The organism is Kaistella jeonii, assembly GCF_000812865.1.
GTDB lineage: Bacteria > Bacteroidota > Bacteroidia > Flavobacteriales > Weeksellaceae > Kaistella > Kaistella jeonii.
This window is the reverse complement of sequence record NZ_JSYL01000016.1, coordinates 33,962-55,620: the sequence shown is the minus strand read 5'-3', so window position 1 is coordinate 55,620 and position 21,659 is coordinate 33,962. Positions and strand designations below refer to the sequence as shown.

The following is a 21,659-nucleotide window of genomic DNA, read 5'->3' as shown; positions in this document are numbered from 1 at the left end:
CTTAAGTGAAATCGGTAAACTAAAACGCAGACAACGAACCGCAGATGTAGAACCTGTCTTCGCACATATCAAATCCAACCGGAACTTCAAGCGTTTTACGCACATCGGAATAGAAAAAGCAGAACTAGAGTTCGGATTACACGCTTTAGCACACAATCTAAGGAAGAAAACTGCTTAAAAGGAGCACTTTTTTAGACTATTGTGAAAAAATATATTATAATCCAAAATTTAACGTCTTGAAAAAGTAAATAAAAAACCGTCTCAAATTTATTTTGAGACGGCTTCCTAATAATTATATTACTAATTTTTTATCTAGCCCAGAAAGGAGTAAATTGATTTTTAGTAAATACGTCTTCACCTGTCATTTTCGGAACATTGATTACGTTAGACTGGTACTCCGAGTTTGGATATACTAATCTATTTGGTTTTACTGTTTTGATCGCAATAGTTGGAAGTGGAGTAACAGGGAATCCAGTTCTTGTATAATCAAAGTAAGACTGTTCTGGATTAATTCCAGTTAAAGCAATCCATTTTTGAGTCATAATTGCTTCAATCTTATTTGATGTAGTTCCCACAGTGATACCCAATTTTCCTACTGCAGCGATTTGGGTCAAGTAAGTTGCTGCACCAGTTGCACCTAAGTAAGCGTATGAAGCAGTTACAGCAGTGTCAAAGTGACCTTGCGCATTACTAAATGCTCCAGGATATCTAACAGCAGCTTCTGCTAACAAAAATTCTGCCTCTGCTTTAGTCATCAAAACACCTGGTTTAGCTGATCCTTTCTGAATTGTTTCAGCTTTGATACCAGCTGCATCAGTTGCTGTGATAGTTTGTGATCCAATGGTAAGACCTTCACCTAATCTTGAAGTATTTCTACCTGAAGCTGCTCCTGGTTGACCTGGCGTAGCTCCTTGTCTAACGCCTTCAACTGCTTTCGGTGCAGATGCCGGGGAACTTGTAAGTGGAGTTACCAAGGTAAACATTCTACCTCTTCGTCCATCAACAATACCGTTAAATTTCTGATATACATCTCTTGTGTCACTCACATTATTACCATTCAAAGCGATCGCGATGTGTTCTGAAGGAATAACCAATGTGTAATTCTGAGGTCTTGAACCAGAACTTGTATAAACGTTATAGTTGAAAAACGGATTTTGCTTTGTATCAGCACTTGAACTGTAACCTGGATTTACGTTTACATCACTTGCAATAAATGTTGCAGTTGCTAAAGTTGCCAATTTTTGGTCTCTGTATGTTGCAAGTTCACCTGTTACGTTAGACATTCTCATTAAATATCTTAATTTAAGAGTATTCGCAAATGCAATCCACTTCGCTTTATCACCATTAAAAACTACATCGTAGTTTGCCAAAGTGTTTGAAGTGGTGGTCAAGGTTTGAACCGCATTTTCTAGATCTGCGATAGAAGCTTTATAGATATCTTCTCCTTTGTCATATTTAGGCGTCAAGATCGCACTATTAAATGCTTCAGAGTAAGGAGCATCGCCCCAAAGATCTGTAATGTTTTGCATGTAATAAGCTTTCATCACCTTAGAAATTGCTTTTGTCGCCGCATATTTTCCGTTAGCATCATTGAAATTAATGATTAACTGGAAATTTGACATGTTTCTGTAGGTTTGATCCCATACGTCTGCATAAAATGCAGTAGTAATGTTCGGAGAGTATTCATCTACGAAAGGAGTTCCATAAGAATAAGAATTACCTGCGATACTGTTCATTTCTAAACCTGAGAACTGAGCAAGTCTTCTTGCCTGCACATAGTAGGTATTCGTTACAGCACCCGGGAAAATGAATTCAGGAGTTAGATCAGTAACCGCAATTCGGTCGGGATTTTGATTAACATCTAAGTAATCGTTGCACGACACAGTTCCTAATAAACTTGCCAGTGCCAGTATAAATATTTTGTTTTTCATTATTTTATATATTAAAAGTTTGCATTTATTTTGAAACCAAATGTTCTGGTTGTAGGATATTGGTTTGTATCAGCAATACCACCGCCATTTCCTGAAGAAGTAGATGATTCAGGATCTCCAAAGTTTCTATTGCTTTTCGCATAAATCGCAATAGGATTTCTAGCATAAAGACTCACTGAAATATTATTAAGGAAAGTAGAGCTTAGAACAGATTTTGGTAAATCATAAGATAAAGCAATTTCTCTAACTTTAAAGAAAGTTGCATCTACCACTAAATTCTCTCCAACATTTCTAAATGCAGAACCAGTCCAGAATGTCGTAACTCCACCATAATCTGGAGAGTAAGCTGGAGTTGTATTTGCTACATAATTTCCATTGATAAACTGTACTGAATTAGGAACGATATATCCACCAGATCTGTCTTGATCAGCAGTTTCTTCTAAACCTCCGGTAAACGCAAGTAACCTTTTGGTGAAAGAAACAAATTTACCTCCTTTTCTGTATTCTGCTACTGCAGAAAGTGTTAATCCTTTGTATTTGAAAGCGGTGTTGATACCAATGGTATAATCTGGGTTTACACTTCCTAATATAGAAGTTCCAGAGTTTTGCAAAGGTACACCACTAGCGTTTACGATAACGTTACCGTTTGGATCTCTTCTATAAGAAGTACCAACGATGGAGTAAAAATCTTCTCCTACAACACCGGCAATACCTATTGATGGAGTAGTGTAAGTAAGAAGAGCTACTCGGTCTGCGCCTGAATTTAATTCAACTAACTTTGTTTTGGACGAAGAGTAGAATCCATTTAAATTCCAGGTAAAATCTTGAGTTTTAATTGGAACCAATCCAACATTAACCTCATAACCTTTCATTTGTGATTTTCCGATATTATCTCGGTAAGCTGTTAGTCCAGATGCACTTGAAGGTACGATGTTACTGATCAAATCTTCCGTTGTAGACTGGTAAATTGATGCGTCGATCGTAAGTCTATCTTTAAAGAATCCAGCAATTACATTTAAATCTGCAGTATTTACATATTCAGGTCTGATATCTGGATTTGTAAACGCAGTATTTAAAATATAAGAAGGAATGTTTGCTGGGTATCCTGTTGGGATCGTTCCTGTTGCATTAAGAGCATAAGTAGCAATACCACTGGTATTACCAACTCTCGTGTAACTAGGTGCAATTTTTAAGTAATTTAAAACATTACCTCCTAAATTAAATGCTTTTGTAGGGACAAAAGAAAGACCTGCAGAATAGTAAGGGTATGCTTTGTTGGTTGGAGTTCCGTCTGCTTGATTATAAGTAAGGACAGAACTTTTTTCGTAACGGAACGTACCATTTACAAACAAATAATCTTTGTATGCTAAATCTAAATTTGCATAACCTGCAATTACTCTGTTATTAACAGTGTAGTTATCCATGTAGCCACCATCTTCTTTCACTGAAGTATCTGCATACAGAGCAGGATTTGAAACGTTGTTATAATTGTACCATCCTGGAACATATAATCCGCTTCCTCCAAAGGTTCTTGCAGTAGATTGGCTGTCTTGTATATTATTACCTAAATTTAATTTTAAATTAATATCAGACGTTAAGTCATAATTTAAATTTAACATTAAATCCCCATAGTATTTTCTGTCATTGTACGTTCTGTTATAAAAATAAGCAGTAACGTCTGGTGAACCGAATGCATTAAGAGTATTAGCGTCAAGGAAAGGTACTCCAGTATTAGAATATTTGATAATTCCTGTTGAACCGTCATTATGATTATTCTGCTCTACTTTGTTTAAGCTAAGATTACCTGTGTAAGAAAGGCTTATGTTTTTGTTAAATTCATACTCTAAAGATAATAAACCACTCAAATATTCTTTTGTAGAATTAAATCGAGCGTGTTCTATCGTCCAGTACGGATTTGTTGAGTAAGCAGTCAAATATCCTGAGATACCTGAATTTCTGTACTTTCTGATATCATTAGTACTTGGCATTTGCAATAAATCATCGTACAAACCAGAATCTGTTTTATCTACAACTCTACCAAGGAAGTTGAATTGACCATCAACTCTTAATTTACCAAACTTTTTACCAGCTTTGAATAAAAAGTTGTTTTGTTTTAACTGATCTCCTTCTACTACAAAGTTATTTTCTAATCTATTTATTGACATGAACGCGTAAGAGTCAGCCCCACCGACATTCACGCTCAATCCGTTTTGATAACTTACCCCATTTGTAAAAAATTTAGAAAAGTGGTCGTCAACAGGAGCATATTTTTCATAAATAAATCCTCCTCCTGGTTGTGGTAATCCAGCCATATTGTCCGCCAAGTGCACCAGTGTACGCAGGTCCCCAAGATGTATTTTCCCATGGCACATAATTAGTCCCTCCGAAATCATCATTGCTATATGAATTATCCTGAACCCCTTTTCCGTATCTTTTTTGGATATTAGGGAATTTGAATCCTTGAGTAACTTCGACAGAAGAAGTCAAATTAAACTGAATTTTTTCAGATTTCGTTCCTCTTTTAGTAGTTACTAATATTACACCGTTCACCCCTTGTGAACCATATAAAGCTGCTCCTTGAAGACCTTTGATAACGTTTACGTTTTCAATAACCTCAGGTGGAAGAGCATTTAATATCGCTGCATCGGAAATAACGTTGTCAATAACGACCAAAGCTTGATTATTACCTGTAATAGATTTTGATCCTCTCAAGATAATTTTATAAGATGGATCTACAGCACTATTAGTATTTGAAATTTGTAATCCAGATACTTTCCCTTGGAGTGCTTGTGTAACTCCTGGCGCAGAACCTTGGTTCAACTCTTTAGTTCCTACAATTTGTTGAGCGTTTGTAATCGCATCAGCTTTTTTCTTAATTCCTAAAGCACCAGTAATTATAACCTCACCGATGTTTTGTGTTTTAATAGTATCTTTAACTTTTTGCGCATTTACCAAAGCAAATGAGGAGGTCAAAACTACAGCTAAAACTGTTGTTGTTATTTTCTTCATATCAAATTAAATTTTTTCAATGCCACAAAAGTGCAAAACTTTCTTAATATGACCAAACATTTTGTTAAATAATCCTTAAAAATATTTTATTGTCGCATTTCAATTAGGAAAGAGTTGAATATTTGGACATGTTTTAAATATCCTGAAAATCAGCTTTTAAATATATTTTTGAGCAATTACAACAGAATATTTAATATTAATAGGTTCTATTTGAACCAAAAATTATTAACAGAAATTTCGTTAATCGTTCAAAAAATTTAACAATAAAAAATAATACTGATATATAGTTGGTTAGAAAAAGAAAAATCTTGAAAAAGAGCAGGCCTAAGAAAAATGATGATGTCTTAATTTTAAGAGCTATAATTTTATTATTCATAATCAATGATTTTTGCAAACACTTTTGCAATTCATGATTATTTTTTTTTCGAAATTTTTCAAAAAAAACGGAAGAAAATTTTCTTCCGTTTTTTGGTACTATATATAAGGTGTAACTTATTTCTTTTTACCAGTGTTTTGAACTTTTTGCTGTTCCTGAGCTTTCTCCATCATTTCACGCATTCTTTTTTGGAATTTACCTTCTGGTTTTGGTCCTTTAGTTTTATTCTGCTGAATCTGAGCGTGTATTTTCTTCTCATCCAGAATCCAGTATTTGATGACTAAGATGATCAGGATATTGATCGCATTCGATACGAAATAGTACCAGGAAAGTCCCGAAGCTGAAGTATTCAAGAAAAATAAGAATGTGACCGGGAAAATGTACATCAACACTTTCATATTCGGCATTCCTTCCTGTGTTGGTTGCTGCATATTTCCTGCAGTCATAATCGTATAGATTAATATAACCACGGTACATGCAATCGCAAAAATACTCAAGTGATCCTGCAAAAATGGAATATGAAAAGGCAACTTAATCACGTCATCATAAGCGGTCAAGTCTTTCGCAAACCAAAAACTTTTCCCCCGCAGATCGATCATATTTGGGAAGAAGCGGAACAAAGCGTAGAAAATCGGCACCTGAATTAATCCCGGCAAACAACCTGCCATTTGATTTACGCCGGCCTTTCGATAAACAGCCATTGTTTCCTGCTGTTTTTTCATGGCATCTGCACCTTTGTTTTTTTCGTTGACCGCATCAATTTCAGGGCGAATAACTTTCATCATCGCGCTCAGTTTATGCTGCTTGAACATTACCGGTGATAAAATAATTTTTACGATGATCGTCATTAAGAAAATTACCCAACCTGCAGCTAATCCCCAACTGGTAATCAAATTATACATCGGGATAAAAAACCATCTGTTCAAAGTTCCAATAAATGACCAACCTAAAGGAAGCAATTCATCGAAGTTTTTATCATAAGATTTTAATAACGGCAAATCCAAAGGCATAAAATACCATTTGAAATCTTCATTTAATTCATTATTTACCAGATCAACCTGCCCATTAAAATTAAATTTTTTCAAGAATTCACCCTCTTCAATCATATCTTGTGAACCTTTCGAGTTTTTAAAACCTTTTTGAGGTTCAATCACTGCGGAGAAGAACTGTTGTTTCACAGCCAACCAGTTTAGATTTTCTTTTGGTTCTTCCATCGTGGTTCTACCATCGTAATCAAAACTTTTGTAATCATCAAAAGTATAATTGAATTCGGTATGTGTTTGTTCTTGTGAACGGCCTTTTTCCATGCCGCGAACATTATAATTCCAGATGAAATCTGCTTTCTGATCTGAAACCAATTGGTTTAAACCTTGCGTTTTTACATTGAAATCAACGATATATTTATTGAGTAAAGTATAAATAAATTGAATTGTAGCACCATTTACGGTAGTCTGCATGGTGACAGCATTTCCGTTTTGTACAGGACTGAAAACTAAATCTTTCGTGTTAAAAACTTTTCCGGTTTTGTCTTTGAACTGAAAACCATAGCTTGAATTATTTTTATCAAAAATCAAAAGAGGCTTGTCATTAACATCTGTTTTTTTGTTGTAAGCTTTGTATTCATTCAGCTGAACGGTAGAAATTTGACCTCCTAAAGTAGAGATAGCTAAAGTCAATTCCTTGTTTTTCAACTCAATTTGCTGAATAGATGCTGTTTTCACGCTGTCATTTAAATTGGTAACAATCGCAGGTTTTGCATTATTCACCGGAGCTTTTTGCGTAACAGCTGTTTTGTTTTGAGCATCTTTCAACTGTTGATCCTTGCCTTGTTTGTTCTGAAAATAAAACATTGCGCCTATCAGAATCATCGAAAAAAGGGCGAAACTGATGAGTTGATTTTTATCTAAACCGTTATTTTGCTGCATTTTAATTTATTTGAAATTTAAATTGAAAGGTTTGAAATAATGCATTTCTCTGCCTTTTAATTTTAGGTGGCAAAAATACTGAAATTTTTGGCAATGAAGAATTTTTTGGAAGGTCATTTAAAACAAAAGAGATAAAAAACAATTTGTCTTTTATCTCTTTCTTTTATTTTTTGGTACAAGCCTTTATAAATGCCTTAAATAAAGGATGTGGCGATGCAACGGTGCTTTTGTATTCTGGGTGATACTGAACACCAATGTAGAAAGGATGGTTTTTTAATTCCAGGGTTTCTACCAGATCAGTTTCGGGATTAAAACCAGTCGGAACCAAACCATTCTTCTCGAATTCATCTCTGAACTCCGAATTGAATTCGTATCGGTGACGGTGTCTTTCTGAAATATTTTTGGTGCCGTAAATTTCATTCAGCTTTGAACCTGATTTCAAAGTACATTTCCAGGCTCCTAAACGCATTGTCCCCCCTTTTTCAACAACGTTTTTCTGGTCTTCCATTAAAGAAATTACAGGTTCCGGTGTCGAAGTATCGAATTCCATGGAGTTGGCTTTTTTGTAACCCAAGACATTTCTCGCAAATTCAATCGTCATCACTTGCATACCTAAACAAATTCCCAAAAGTGGAATGTTATTTTCCCGGGCATATTTTGCAGCTTCAATTTTTCCTTCGATTCCCCGATCTCCAAATCCAGGAGCAATTAGTATCCCGTCGACTCCAGCTAAAGTTTCTTCAATGTTATTTTCATCTAATTCACCACTGTAAACCCAACGAATTTTAACCTCAGTTTCTAAATCTGCACCTGCATGAATAAAGGATTCAGCGATCGATTTATAAGAATCCTGCAAGGAAACATATTTTCCCACCAAAGCGATCTCCACAGATCTTTTCGGATTTTTATATTTTTTAAGGAAGCTTTTCCAGTCTTTTAGATCGGCTTGTTTGTCAGATTTTAGATTTAATGTTTTTAAAACCACATCATCGAAATCCTGTTTTTGAAGGTAGAGTGGAACTTCATAGATCGTTTCCAGATCTTTACATTCAATTACGTTTTCCAAAGCTACATTACAAAACTGCGCCAATTTATTACGCTGCTCTTTAGGAATAATATGTTCTGTTCTACAAACCAAAACATCAGCTTGAATCCCAGATTCCATTAACTGACGAACAGAATGCTGCGAAGGTTTTGTTTTTAATTCCCCGCTCGAAGCCAGATAAGGCAACAATGTCAGGTGAATCACCATCGAATTATGTTCACCCAATTCCCATTTCAGTTGTCGCACGCTCTCTATATAAGGAAGGGATTCAATATCTCCAACCGTTCCACCAATTTCGGTGATGATGATATCGTAGTTTTGTTTTGCCAGCATTTTTATGCGGCGCTTAATTTCATTCGTAATATGTGGAATAACCTGTACGGTTTTTCCTAAGAAATCACCTTTTCTTTCTTTATCAATAACGGTTTGGTAAATTTTACCGGTTGTTACATTATTATTTTGTGAAGTTTTAGAATCCAGAAATCTTTCGTAGTGCCCAAGATCCAAATCGGTTTCTGCGCCATCATCAGTCACATAGCATTCGCCGTGTTCGTAAGGATTTAGCGTTCCCGGATCAATATTAATGTAAGGGTCAAGTTTTTGGATGGTGACATTAAATCCTCTCGATTTTAGCAGTAAGCCAAGCGAAGCTGAGACGATTCCTTTGCCTAAAGAAGAAGTTACACCACCGGTTACGAAGATGTATTTCGTGTTCTTTTTACTCATTAGTTTAGGTTTGTGCAAAGTTAATGGATTTTGAAAGACGGCGCAAATAAAGGCGAACTAATATTTTTAGGAGCTGTTTCCCGCTCTCCACTATATCTTTTATTCCGCTAAAGCTTCATAAAAGGATGCCGTTGCGATCGGGGCTAGAGATTTTTGCCAAAAACTAAAGAATTAAAAATATAAAGAGATAGAAATATCCAGCGAGAACAGCAATCTGACAAAACATTTTTTCGGTAGAAAGCTAACTCGTGTCACTCTGAGCCAGTCGAAGAGTTTTAAAATCTGTCTTAAGTTTTGGCTAAAGCCAATTGGATTTTTCAACTTTTTTAAACGGGCTAAAGCCCGTTTCTATTGATGTGAATAAAAATAGTATGCTGCAAAAACTAAAAAGTTTTGTTAAATTAACCTTGTCAGGGTTTCAAACCCTGACAAGATTTTACGAAAATCGGATTTGAAATAGAAGTCAATACTTTACGAAAGAAATAAACTCCTTCATTCTAGCCCTCGATTACAGTGGTATCCTTTTTTGTTATTGCGATTGCGAATTATTTCGATGGATTGCAGCGTTTTGTTCGCAATAACAAAAAAGATATAACGGAAAGCGGGTACAATCTTCTGAGAAGCGAAAATCTTCTTGCTCCTCTTCATAAAACTTTTCGTTATCCAAAAAAAATCAGGAAATTCGCAACATGGCAAAAGTAAAAACAGCATACGTCTGTCAAAATTGTGGAACGAATTATCCGCAGTGGTTGGGACAATGCAAAAATTGTGGGGAATGGAATACTTTGGTAGAGGAGATCGTAGAAAAATCGCCCGCAAAATCTTACACCGATAAATCGAAACAACATATCATCAATATTATCGAGGTTGAAACCTTTGAAGAACCTCGAATTATAAGTCCGTCCGAAGAACTGAACCGTGTTTTAGGTGGTGGAATTGTTTTAGGTTCCGTGACTTTAATTGGTGGTGAACCCGGAATTGGGAAATCGACTTTGTTGCTGCAGCTGGCTTTGAAAATGAAGAAGAAAATTCTTTATGTTTCTGGGGAGGAAAGTGCGTCGCAGATCAAAATGCGCGCTGATCGTTTGACGGAACTTCAAAATCCGAACTGTTTTCTTTTTACAGAAACTTCCGTCGAAAAAATTCTGCACGAAGCTAAAAAATTACAACCTGATTTTGTAATTGTAGATTCTATTCAAACACTGCAAAGTCAAACGATCGAAAGTTCGCCCGGAACGGTTTCTCAAATTCGGGAATGTTCGAATGAGATCATTAAATATGCGAAAGAAACGAATACACCGGTTTTTTTAGTTGGTCATATCACGAAAGACGGACAAATCGCCGGTCCGAAAGTTTTGGAACACATGGTAGATGTTGTTCTAAATTTTGACGGCGACCGAAATCATTTGTTCAGATTGTTGCGGGCGAGTAAAAACCGTTTTGGCTCAACCGCAGAAATCGGGATTTATGAAATGGTTTCTCAAGGTTTGAAGGAAATAAAAAATCCCTCAGAAATTTTGATTACGAAGAAGTTCGAGGAACTTTCGGGGAATTCTGTGGCGGTAACTTTAGAAGGAAATCGCCCGATGTTGATTGAAATTCAGGCTTTGGTCAGTTCGGCAGTTTATGGAACGCCGCAAAGAAGTTGTACTGGATTTGATTCCAAAAGATTAAATATGCTTCTGGCAGTTTTAGAAAAAAGGGCTGGATTTCAGTTAGGCGCAAAAGATGTTTTCCTCAATATTACAGGCGGAATTAAAACCGGTGATCCTGCGTTGGATTTGGCAGTTGTCGCGTCGATACTTTCTTCGAATGAAGATATTGCGATCTCTGAACATTTCTGTTTCGCGGGAGAAATCGGTTTGAGCGGAGAAATTCGTCCGATCCCGCAGATTGAACAAAGGATTTCTGAAGCGGAAAAATTAGGGTACGAAAAAATATTTGTGTCAAACTTAAATAAAATTCCAAAGAAAAAATATGGAATTGTCATCTTAGAAGTGAGTAAAATTGAAGATTTTCATGAGTGTCTTTTTTAAATCATTGAAGAAGAATTGAATTTCCCGTGTTTTAACCCGAGAATTATTTGAGGTGTTTTTTATCTTTGTAATTAACCTAAAAAACTAAAACCAAGATGAAAATCAAATTTACCTTCTTAATGCTGTTTTGCGCAACAGTCATCTTTGCCCAGAATAAACTGTTCCAGAATTCAATCAATGAAAAAAACCTTGCCACCAATCAAAAAATAGGCAAAGGTCTTTCTGATACTTATAATTCTACGAAGTATTACCAACAACCTTCTTTTAACTTGAGATCAGATTTTGAAATTACACTTCCGAATGGCAAAGTGATCAAAGCACATTATTTAAAGACTTTTTTATATTCCAATAAAAGTGAATCTTTTGTTTATTCTGTTCAAAATGAAAAAGATTCAGATTTTGTTTTATCTAAGGTAGACAATATCGTAACCGGAATGTATACTTCCACTTCCGGTGAAAAAGCAATATTTCACCAGACGGATGAAAATATTTTTGCAGTGTCTATCGTGAATGAATCAAATCTTATTAGCAAAGATTCTACAGAAAATTCCATCTTAGATGAAGCCGCAATTAACCAGAAAGTGAATGCTAATATTTGTTTAGCATCTACGCCGGTTTGTCCTGCAAGTACGATTGATGTAATGGTAGTTTTCACCGCGCAGGCAAAAACTGCATGGGGTGGATTGGCTCAAAGTAAATCTTTTGTTGCAACTGCGATTACCAATTTTAATGTTTCTTTAGCAGCTTCTGGAGTTTCAAATGTGACCATCAACTTGGTGTATTGTGATGAAATTGCTTATGTGGAATCAGGAAATATCAATACTGATCTTACAAGATTTCGTACAGAAGGAGATGGATTTATGGATACCGTTGCGAATCTCAGATCAACTTACGGTGCCGATCTTTGCGCGTTGGTTACAAGTACGCCAACAAACACCTGTGGACTTGGATATCTAAATAATAATAACACCAATTATACCCCAAATAGTGGATTTTGTGTAGGGCTTTATAACTGTGTCGTTTCCAATTTTACTTTAGCTCATGAATTTGGTCATAATATGGGTTTACAACATGATTGGTATGTAAATAGTAGTATAAATCCTTGCGAACATCACCACGGTTATACTAATAAAACTGCAATCACTTTAGGAGCAGCTAGTACACCAGCACAAAGATGGAGAACAATTATGGCCTACAATAATGAATGCGCAGATGCAGGATTTGGGTGTACAAGAATTAATAGATGGTCAAATCCGGGGATAAATTATAATACAGAACCAACTGGAATTGAAATTGGTCAGCCGAAGCCTTCGAATGAAGCTTTTGGTTTTGCACGTTTTGCCTGTGTGGTTTCTGAGTTTATGCCTACAAAAACTCTTGCGACTGGTGACAATGCAAATATTATAGATTTTGCAATTTATCCAAATCCGGCAAAAGATGAACTTAATGTTCAGGTAAAAGACAATCGGAATTATAATTTCATAATTACTAATCTTGTGGGTCAAATGATTTTGAAAAGTGCTAATAAGAAAATTAACATAAAAGGATTGACTTCCGGAGAATATTTGTTAAGTATTTATAACAAAGAAAATAAGTTGATTGGAACGAAAAAATTTATTGTTAAGTAGAAATTATAAAATAATCTTAAATCCTTCAAAAAATTTATTTTGAAGGATTTTCTATTCCACACAACAATATACTTAAAGTATATATTTTTCGTATATTTGTTCAAATTTAAAAGTAATGAAAGTAATTTCTTTGAAACTCGATGAAGCGATTTTTTCGGAAACAGAAAATATTCTCAAAAGTCGTAAAAAGCCTAGAAACCGTTATATCAATGAAGCAATTCATTACTATAATCAAATGCAAAAAAGAGAAATTTTGAAAGGTAAACTTTTGCAAAGTTCTTTATTGGTTAGAGAGGATAATGAGGAAGTTTTAAAAGAATTCGAAAGTTTGGGAGATGATAATTAATCAATTTGAAATTTGGATTGCAGATTTAAATCCCCAAATCGGTACGGAAACAGGAAAAACGAGACCGATTTTAGTAGTGCAAACAAATTTACTTAATGGTGTGGAACATACTTCTACCATTATTTGTCCCATTACAACCAAGATCAGAAACGCGGAATTTATTCGTGTTTTTTTAGATTCAAAAAAAAATAATCTTTTTGAAGACTGCGAAATTATGATCGACCAAGTTAGAGCATTAGACAACAGCCGTTTTATAAAAAAAATTGGGATGATTTCTCCTCAGATAATTAAGGATGTTAAAATTGGTCTCAAAATAGTTCTCGATTTAGAATAATGAATTACCTCGCCCATTCTTTTCTCGCATTCTCCGATGAACAAATTGTCGGTCAGTTTTTGGAAGATGTTATTCCAAACAGAGATAGGTTTTCTTTCTCAGAGAAAATACAGGAAGGAATAACTTTGCACCGCGAAGTCGATACTTTTACCGATGCTCATCCGGAATTGAGCGAGGCAAAGAAAATATTCAGTCCTTTGGTGCGGCTTTATGCGGGAGCTTTTGTAGATGTTTCGATGGATTATTTTCTCGCCAATTCTTTATCAGATCAGGTTTTAAAAAATCACGCTGAAAAAGTATATCTAGTTTTAAGAAAATACGAAAGTTTACTGCCAGAAAAATTAGTTCGAATGGTCAACGGAATGGAAAAAGACAATTGGCTTTACAATTATAAAGAAGATTGGGGAATCAAATATTCGATGCAGAATGTTCTTAACAAAGCGAAATATTTAGACAAAGATGTGCCGGTTTTCGAAGTTTTCATGAACAATAAACCACAATTGAAAAAGCATTTCGATGTTTTCTTTCCAGAACTTTTGGCACACGCGGAAAAAGTAAATTCGCAGTTCTAAAAGTTTTTATACAAATACCGATTCGGATAATTGAGTTTATCACTTTGTCGTTTTCCATCAACTACGATGTGAACAATATTCATCTGATCATCAAAATAATTATACAGAAAACTCACTGCAACCTCCACTTTTTTTGGTGAATTAACTGGTTCAGATTCCAGAAAAATATTCACTGCCTCGCTGTCTTCTTCAAAACCGACGTAATTAATTTTTAAAAATTGATTGTCAACTTTCAATTTCAAATATTCCTCACAATATTTCTTTAAATATTCATTGATTTGCTGCTTATAATTCGGATCATTAAAATGAACTGCCTTTCCATATTTCTCTATCAAAGCATTTTCCAGATCATCAAGGAAAAATTTACCGCTAATCTCAAAAGTTTTCGATTTTGAGTTGTAGTTAAATTCAACAGAACCAATGTGATACGGATGAACTTCTTTGGCTTGCGACCAAATAAAGAAACATAACGAGAAAAGAAATAGAAATTTTTTCAACATCAACTTTAAAATCAGAAGACGAAATTAATCATTATTTTCGTAAAAATTTTTATAATGACAGATTTCTTATTCTACCTGCAACTCGGGTGGGAACACATTATTTCTTGGGATGCGCTTGATCATCAGTTATTTATATTGGTTTTAGTCGCCGTTTATTTTTACAAAGACTGGCGAAAAATCCTTATTTTAATTACAGCTTTTACCATCGGACATTCCTTTACATTAGCTTTGAGCGTGCTCGACGTTTTCCGGCTTCCTTCCAATTTGGTCGAAGTTTTAATCCCGATAACCATTATGCTCACCGCTTTTGATAATATTTTATTCCGCAAAAATCAAGATAAACTCATGCGGATCAACTACGTTCTGGCGCTTTTTTTCGGCTTAATTCACGGGATGGGATTTGCCAATACCGCAAGAATGGCGATGGCATCAGAACAAAATATTGCAGTGCCGCTTTTAGGTTTCAATATCGGCTTAGAATTAGGTCAAATAACCGTCGTTTTATTGGTGATGATTTTATTATTTTTCCTCTCAAAATTCTTGAAATTCCAGCAAAAATACTGGATCATCGGGATTTCGGTGGTCGCCATCATTCTTTCCGGGCAAATGATTTTGGAGCGTATATAGATTTTTATTTGGGCGCCTTTTTCCGCTTGAATTTATGGTGAGCTTGTCGAAGGGATCTCGCTTTTTTGCTCCTCGTTCCTCGTCGCAAAAAAAGCTCCGTTCAAGTCGTGGCGTGAGATTGTTGAAAAATTCGCACTCATTTCTTGAAAATACCCTTCCAATCCACAGAAAATAATTAAATTTGAGACTTAAGTTCAAAATCTCTTCTTAAAATGAAATTCAAAATATTTACGCTTCTTTTTTGTTCGGTTTTTGCTTTCGGACAAGACATTCAAAACAATCCAAAGAGTAATCACGGTAATAAATTCGAGCAACTCGGTACCATTTTACCCACGCCAAATTTTTACAGAACTGCTTCCGGTGCTCCCGGACAAGGTTATTGGCAAAACCGCGCTGACTACGATATTACCGCTTACTTGGATGAAGACAAAAGAAATCTGCGTAGTTCAGAAACCATTACGTATTACAATAATTCGCCAGATGATCTTGAATATCTCTGGTTGCAATTAGACGAGAACGAACATTCATCCGTAAAAGATGCAGGTTTTGATGATGGTTCAAAATTGCCAAAAATGATGCCTTCCGATCGTTTAAAATCTACAGAATTACCGGTGAAAGACAATGGTTATGGTGTGAATTTAGAAAAAGTGAGAGATGTTTCGGGAATGCCACTGCAATTTGTAGTGAACAAAACCATGATGCGTATTGACCTTCCGAAAGTATTAAAAAAAGGAGAAAAATTCACTTTTAAGATCGATTGGAATTATAATATTTCAAACCGAATGGTTATGGGTGGAAGAGGAGGTTATGAAAATTTCCCTGAAGATGGCAACGATTTATATACGATCACGCAGTGGTATCCAAGAATGTGTGTTTACAGCGATTTCAAAGGATGGCAAAATAATCAGTTCACCGGAAGAGGAGAGTTTGCTCTTGTTTTTGGAGATTTCAAAGTTTCTATGAATGTTCCGACAGATCATATTGTTGCAGGAACTGGAGTGGTAAAAAATTATGAACAAGTCTTAACTTCTGCGCAATTAAACCGTTGGAAACAAGCCCAGACTTCAAATGAACCAATCGAGATTGTTACTTTAGACGAAGCTAAAAAAGCGGAGAAGAATAAGTCGAAAGAAAGAAAAATATGGAGATTTGAAGCTGATAATGTTCGGGATTTCGCCTGGACTTCTTCACGAAAATTTATTTGGGACGGTATGAAAGTTACGATTCCTGAAAATAATAATCAAGTGATGGCGATGAGTTTATATCCAAAAGAAGCTTACAATTTATACCGAAAATTTTCTACAAGAGCAGTTGCTCATACCATAAAAACCTATTCTGAATTTACCATTCCTTATCCATATCCTGTTGCGCAATCGATCGAAGCTGCAAATGGAATGGAATATCCGATGATTTGTTTTAATTACGGAAGAACTGAAAAAGATGGAACCTATTCAGAAGGAATTAAAAACGGAATGATTGGGGTAATTATTCACGAAGTTGGACATAACTTTTTCCCGATGATCATTAATTCAGACGAAAGACAATGGTCCTGGATGGACGAAGGTTTGAATACTTTTGTAGAATATTTAACGGAAGAAAGATGGGATAATAAATTCCCTTCTCGTCGCGGTCCAGCTCATACGATTGTTGATTATATGAAATTGCCGAAAGAGCAACTAGAACCTATTATGACGAATTCTGAAAATATTATTCAGTTCGGTCCGAATGCCTATTCGAAGCCTGCAACAGGGTTGAATATTTTACGGGAAACGATTATGGGAAGAGAATTGTTTGACAAAGCTTTTAAAACTTATGCTAAAAGATGGGCGTTCAAACATCCGGAACCTGCGGATTTTTTCAGAACGATGAATGATGCAAGTGCCGAAAACCTCGATTGGTTTTGGCGCGGTTGGTTTTACGGGATCGATCCTGTAGATATCTCTATTGATAAAGTAACCGTTTCTTCGCCGGATGTAGATGCAGTACCGAAATCTAAAGACGTTTCTTATACCGTTGAAAAACCTTTACAGAATGAATTTACAGATATTTCGAAAATCAGAAACAAAAATGATAAAAATATCACCTTCTATATGGATAAAGACAAAGAAACTCAGGATTTCTACTGGCGTTACGACCGCGGAATGGAAAAAGTAGATCAGGCTAAAACCTATACTTTGAAAAATGATAATTTTGAAAATGTTCCTGCAAAAGATAAAGCAAATCTGCAAAAAATTAATGCCTACCAAATCGATTTCAGTAATAAAGGTGGTTTGGTAATGCCGATTATTCTTGAATTTACTTTCGAAGATGGCAGCAAACTAACTGATAAATCGTCTGCACAAATCTGGAGAAAGAATGAGCAGAAAGTTTCAAAGACTTATTATTTCGACAAGAAATTAAAATCGATTCAATTGGATCCGATGAAAGAAACCGCAGATATCGACACCACTAATAATTTCTGGGGCGAAATCCCGGAAGCGACTTCGAAGTTTGAGGTTTTCAAACAAAAACAAGCAGGATCTGCAAGAGGCGCCGCAAATGGAAAAGTAAATCCGATGCAAGCCGCTGGAAAAAAATAGTTTCATTTAAAACATAAAAGAATTGCTTCATTTATGAAGCAATTCTTTTATTTCAGTTAGAAAGATTATCTCCAAAAAGACCAGTCTATTCCGTTGTAAATACACATTAATTTTTTCACCGGATCGTAACACATCATTCCTGCTACGGGCGAATTTACATTTGCAACAGGATCGTTTACTTTAGGCAATATAAGAGCTTTAGAATCGGATTCTAAAATCAAAACACCTTGTGCGCTTGAACTCTGTTTACCGATGATGACACCGATATCAGTGGCGAGATCAGTTCCGGCTAGAAGAGTAGGGGCAGTTCCTGTCGTCATAACGTTAAGCGTTCTCCACATACCGTCGAAATACTGCGCGTTTTTTGTGGTTAGATCATAAACGATGGTTCCTCGAGTTACCGACGTCATGTCAGAACTTTTAGTAACATTGGGCAAAATAATACCTTTTGTGGTGCCTAAAGGAAAATCAAGAATTCCACTTCCGTCTACTGTTGTTTTTTCAATGCCTACTTGTGCAAAGCAGAAATTGGAAATAAAAAGAGCTATTATTATATTTTTCATAATTAATTACAAGTTGGTTTAATACAATTCCAAGAAGTTCCGTTATATAATTTTAAACAATCTTTAGTGGTGTCATAAACTAGCATTCCCAAAATTGGATTGCTAATTGCTGTTTCCGGTGATGCGATTCTTGTGATTACGAATCCTTTATTATTGGCTTCCATAGCAATAAATCCATTAGGTATATCTTTTGGCCAATTTGCGGTCGATCTTTTATCTCTAATGCTTATTCCCATCTTTGTAAAGGAGGTGGGTGCAAGTGTTGATCCCGCTTTTGTACAAGGACACTCATCACTGGTTACTTCATTAGAATTTATAGAACAACCTCCAGGAAATTTAACAGTGACGTAGTATGTTGCAATAACACTGTCACCAACACCATTTAAAGTATAAGTATTTGTAGTAGCTCCTGAAATTGGGACATCATTTCTAAACCATTGATAGGTTCCTAAACCTGCTGCTACTGAGATTACACCAGTGTCTGGACATAAATATCCGTAGGGACTTGCTATCGTTAAAAGATAACTCGGGGTGTCCCCGAAACCTGAAAAATAACCCCCAAAACCAGCATCTCCACTTGCGCCAAAAAGCTCTGCTTGAACGGTGCCTGTAGAAGAAACTTTAACTTTGCTATTTGGTAATGTTAATTTATATCTGTAGGAAGTCCAATTTACATTGCCCAGCACATTTCCACCACCATTAATAGTATAAGCTGACAAAGCAGTTCCATTTTCAGTTACAGTAGGTGCTCCTGCTGCTGTTGCTGCTAACACAGAAATTTCAGTGTCAGTATAGGTTGTACTTCCAATATCTCTCGAAGCCGGTATTAAATCTACAACTTTCTCCCCAAAACAAGAAAGTGGGGGAATAAACATTAAACTATTGGTATTACCTTGGTCTTTACCATAAATTTTATGAAAGACATACGCTGGTCTACTCACTCGAACGAACATGTTTCTTTTGTCATCAAAAGGTGTAGTATTAGCGGGAATAACAACATAATCACCAGCATTTACCAGTGTTGCATAGACTGTAGGAAATCCATTTTTTAAATAAATTTTTGTATTATCGACCGTGCTTACAATAATAATATTTTCAGGAGCAGCAGTATTTCCATTTCCCTGCATTACAATATATTCTAAACCCAACCTATTTACAGGTACCAACTGATCAAAACCAATATCACGATTAGTACCTGAAATTCCCTGTTGCATTAAACCACCCACTGCTACTGCGATATTTTTATCCGAAATAATTTTTGCACCTAGCCAACCAGTATCTTGTATAGTTAAAGAACCCACAGTTACAGGAGCGTATAAAATAAAAGAATCTCCTTTTTGCAATGTTTTATTAATAGTTGGTCCCGTTAACGTAATTCCGCCCAGTCCATCGATGAATTTTGTTCCTGTTTTAATGTTATCGATAACAATTTTAGTATTATCTTCTGTTGCCATTACAGAAAGCATATTCCCAATATCCGCGATGGTCGTAGCTGCAACATTTGGTGAGCCACCCCATCTAAATTCGGTACCGAGTGCACCAAGACCTTTTGCTAACATGGAACCAGCTTGTGCGGTTGAGCGTGCTCGATAATTGACATAAAAATTATCACTTGAGGTAAATTTTAAACCTGTAGAGTTACCAGAAATAATAGTGCCACCTGTATTTGTAGGTACGGTAGTAGGAGTAGTTCCAGGAGTTATAATTGTATTCGTTGGAGCTGCGCCTACAAACTGCAATCTAACAGGGTTTGCATTTTTCAGAGTAATAACTCCTGTACTTGTATAAGTTGTAGTCCCTGCAGTAAGATCATAAATAGAAATCCGTGGAGAACCAGTTCCGGAAGCGTAATTCATTTGCACCGTAATATTTGTAGCAGAAGGAGTTGAAAGATAAATAAATTCTTCTTGAATAGAAGTGGTATTGTTATATGATCCCGCCAAAAGAGGGTTTAAATAATGTGTTTTATCTAGTTGCAAATTTCCTTTAAAATTTGGCAGCTTTAAACCATTTTTGCCTTTTCCTATCTCAAGCTTCCAGTCGCCAGATTCACCAGTAATATTGGTAGAAGCATTAACTTGGATGTTTAAATAGTCTTCTAAGTATTTTATAGCCGCACGTCCTTTCTTACCTCCACCAAAATTACATCCGTAGATATAAAGTTCTTTTTTGTTTTTCAACTCATTTTTAAATCTTTCTGCAATTTCGTTTACATTCATCCAGTGATTTTCTATAAACAATTCGCCAGATCTCCCGTGACTGAATAATTGATAAAATTGCTGATTTGCGTTTTGTGTTGGTATTGTTAATCCAGACACAGAAGAGTCAATATAGATGGACTCGGTTGTTTTATTTTTAGCGGAAAATAATAATTGACAAAGTATTGCCAAAAATAAAAATAATTTTTTGTTCATTTTTTGTTCATTTTTTGTCTTTAGTGATAAGGTGATACTTAGTTCATCTATAACGGACTTCAGAAAAGTAAACCTTATATTACGCGTTTTATAAGCTATAGTCAAGGTGTTATATCACTACTTCTAATTTCCATCTAATGTTTAATAATAGTCATTATTTACATTATATGTTTGTAGGAAGTTAAATTTTTTATTTTTCAGTAAAATTAGTAATAATTACTGAAAATTATCAGTTTCTAAATGTTTGGCAAATATATATAAATAAAAGCCAACATAATTAAAATACTTATATATAACTAATATAGAAATATTATTCTCCTTATTTGTTTATGGCCAAAAATATTTACAAATGATTGAGTTTATCATATTAACTATTTGCGATTATATTTTAATATCTATTGAAAAATTCGAAAAATATGAATTTTTCTAATAATAGATTACAGAATAGGATGGTAAACTTTAAGCTTTTAAACAAAAGGAAAATATTTCCAAGAGCGCAATATAAAATGAGGAAGTAAATCCAATATAATCGGTTGGAATGAAAAATGAGATTTTTTAAAAGTTTAAATGAGTCAATCAATTTATGATTGGCTTTTTTATCTGCCATAATTTCTCATCAGCTTATTTAGATAATGACAGATTTACATATTAATTTTCATGGCATCGTTTTAGTAAATTAGAAAGCATAACATAATAATTTAAACAATAGTAATATGTCAGTAAAATTCAGACCATTAGCAGATCGCGTTTTAGTTGAACCGATTCAAGCTGAAACTAAAACCGCTTCAGGAATTATTATTCCCGATACTGCAAAAGAAAAACCACAAGAAGGTACTGTAATCGCAGTAGGACCAGGAAAAGTAGATGAGCCAACTACTGTACAAGTAGGTGATAAAGTGCTTTACGGAAAATATTCAGGATCCGAATTGAAATTGGATGGCAAAGATTATCTGATTGTAAAAGAAGGTGATCTATTGGGAGTTATCGGATAAGATCCGTTTTTACAGTGTAAAATTTACAGTGTAGGAATTAGCTCATCTTTTATTAA

17 protein-coding genes are annotated in these 21,659 nt (G+C 35.2%); 9 read left to right on the top strand and 8 right to left on the bottom strand.

All coding sequences use genetic code 11. From position 1 onward, the window contains the following. The first annotated feature begins 10 nt into the window (after nucleotides 1-10). Nucleotides 11-178: a transposase gene (locus OA86_RS15605; RefSeq protein ID WP_260242001.1), complete on the top strand. Its 168-nt coding sequence runs from the start codon at nucleotides 11-13 to the stop codon at nucleotides 176-178. A gap of 130 nt (nucleotides 179-308) precedes the next feature. Here OA86_RS15605 and OA86_RS14360 read toward each other — a convergent pair whose 3' ends face one another. The 5 genes from OA86_RS14360 to pyrG all read right to left on the bottom strand — a co-directional run bounded on the left by OA86_RS14360 (nucleotide 309) and on the right by pyrG (nucleotide 9,012). Next, nucleotides 309-1,931, bottom strand: coding sequence for a SusD/RagB family nutrient-binding outer membrane lipoprotein (locus OA86_RS14360; protein WP_052257544.1), 1,623 nt, complete (start codon nucleotides 1,929-1,931; stop codon nucleotides 309-311). Between the two features lie 11 nt (nucleotides 1,932-1,942). Continuing rightward, nucleotides 1,943-4,243, bottom strand: coding sequence for a SusC/RagA family TonB-linked outer membrane protein (locus OA86_RS14355; RefSeq protein ID WP_169743959.1), 2,301 nt, complete (start codon nucleotides 4,241-4,243; stop codon nucleotides 1,943-1,945). Next, nucleotides 4,203-4,940, bottom strand: a complete 738-nt coding sequence (locus OA86_RS16125; RefSeq protein ID WP_156127382.1) for a TonB-dependent receptor plug domain-containing protein — start codon at nucleotides 4,938-4,940, stop codon at nucleotides 4,203-4,205. Before OA86_RS16125 ends, OA86_RS14355 begins: the two co-directional genes overlap by 41 nt. Before the next feature lie 492 nt (nucleotides 4,941-5,432). Next, nucleotides 5,433-7,241: a membrane protein insertase YidC gene (gene yidC / locus OA86_RS14350; protein WP_039354717.1), complete on the bottom strand. Its 1,809-nt coding sequence runs from the start codon at nucleotides 7,239-7,241 to the stop codon at nucleotides 5,433-5,435. Nucleotides 7,242-7,404: 163 nt separating this feature from the next. After that, nucleotides 7,405-9,012: a CTP synthase gene (pyrG, locus tag OA86_RS14345; RefSeq protein ID WP_039354715.1), complete on the bottom strand. Its 1,608-nt coding sequence runs from the start codon at nucleotides 9,010-9,012 to the stop codon at nucleotides 7,405-7,407. A gap of 689 nt (nucleotides 9,013-9,701) precedes the next feature. On the opposite strand from pyrG, the gene radA reads away from it, so the two are divergent. From radA to OA86_RS14315, 5 genes are all read left to right on the top strand, one after another. Beyond that, on the top strand, nucleotides 9,702-11,048 hold the full coding sequence (radA, locus tag OA86_RS14335) for a DNA repair protein RadA (protein WP_039354709.1): 1,347 nt from the start codon (nucleotides 9,702-9,704) through the stop codon (nucleotides 11,046-11,048). A gap of 95 nt (nucleotides 11,049-11,143) precedes the next feature. Continuing rightward, nucleotides 11,144-12,676, top strand: a complete 1,533-nt coding sequence (locus OA86_RS14330; RefSeq protein ID WP_039354706.1) for a zinc-dependent metalloprotease — start codon at nucleotides 11,144-11,146, stop codon at nucleotides 12,674-12,676. A 115-nt stretch (nucleotides 12,677-12,791) separates the two neighbouring features. After that, nucleotides 12,792-13,022 carry a hypothetical protein gene (locus tag OA86_RS14325; protein WP_039354703.1) on the top strand — a complete coding sequence of 77 codons (231 nt, stop codon included), beginning with the start codon at nucleotides 12,792-12,794 and terminating at the stop codon, nucleotides 13,020-13,022. After that, entirely contained in the window at nucleotides 13,012-13,356 is a 345-nt protein-coding gene (locus OA86_RS14320) for a type II toxin-antitoxin system PemK/MazF family toxin (protein WP_039354700.1), read from the top strand. The genes OA86_RS14325 and OA86_RS14320 overlap by 11 nt, the downstream gene beginning before the upstream one ends. After that, nucleotides 13,356-13,928, top strand: coding sequence for an acyl carrier protein phosphodiesterase (locus tag OA86_RS14315; protein ID WP_039354697.1), 573 nt, complete (start codon nucleotides 13,356-13,358; stop codon nucleotides 13,926-13,928). Before OA86_RS14320 ends, OA86_RS14315 begins: the two co-directional genes overlap by 1 nt. Here the strand turns inward: OA86_RS14315 and OA86_RS14310 are convergent. Continuing rightward, nucleotides 13,925-14,428 carry a DUF6702 family protein gene (locus tag OA86_RS14310; protein ID WP_052257543.1) on the bottom strand — a complete coding sequence of 168 codons (504 nt, stop codon included), beginning with the start codon at nucleotides 14,426-14,428 and terminating at the stop codon, nucleotides 13,925-13,927. The two genes, OA86_RS14315 and OA86_RS14310, sit on opposite strands and share 4 nt — an antisense overlap. A gap of 54 nt (nucleotides 14,429-14,482) precedes the next feature. Here OA86_RS14310 and OA86_RS14305 point away from each other — a divergent pair, with 54 nt between their 5' ends. Beyond that, nucleotides 14,483-15,055, top strand: a complete 573-nt coding sequence (locus OA86_RS14305; RefSeq protein WP_039354694.1) for a HupE/UreJ family protein — start codon at nucleotides 14,483-14,485, stop codon at nucleotides 15,053-15,055. A 212-nt stretch (nucleotides 15,056-15,267) separates the two neighbouring features. Beyond that, nucleotides 15,268-17,634, top strand: a complete 2,367-nt coding sequence (locus OA86_RS14300; protein ID WP_039354691.1) for a M1 family metallopeptidase — start codon at nucleotides 15,268-15,270, stop codon at nucleotides 17,632-17,634. 65 nt (nucleotides 17,635-17,699) lie between these two features. Here OA86_RS14300 and OA86_RS14295 read toward each other — a convergent pair whose 3' ends face one another. Both OA86_RS14295 and OA86_RS14290 read right to left on the bottom strand, forming a co-directional pair. Continuing rightward, nucleotides 17,700-18,197, bottom strand: a complete 498-nt coding sequence (locus tag OA86_RS14295) for a phage tail-like protein (protein ID WP_039354688.1) — start codon at nucleotides 18,195-18,197, stop codon at nucleotides 17,700-17,702. A gap of 2 nt (nucleotides 18,198-18,199) precedes the next feature. After that, nucleotides 18,200-20,587 carry a DUF4347 domain-containing protein gene (locus tag OA86_RS14290; RefSeq protein ID WP_169743958.1) on the bottom strand — a complete coding sequence of 796 codons (2,388 nt, stop codon included), beginning with the start codon at nucleotides 20,585-20,587 and terminating at the stop codon, nucleotides 18,200-18,202. A gap of 737 nt (nucleotides 20,588-21,324) precedes the next feature. Between OA86_RS14290 and OA86_RS14285 the strand changes: the two genes are divergently transcribed. Continuing rightward, nucleotides 21,325-21,603, top strand: coding sequence for a co-chaperone GroES (locus OA86_RS14285; RefSeq protein WP_039354682.1), 279 nt, complete (start codon nucleotides 21,325-21,327; stop codon nucleotides 21,601-21,603). Nucleotides 21,604-21,659: the final 56 nt, after the last annotated feature.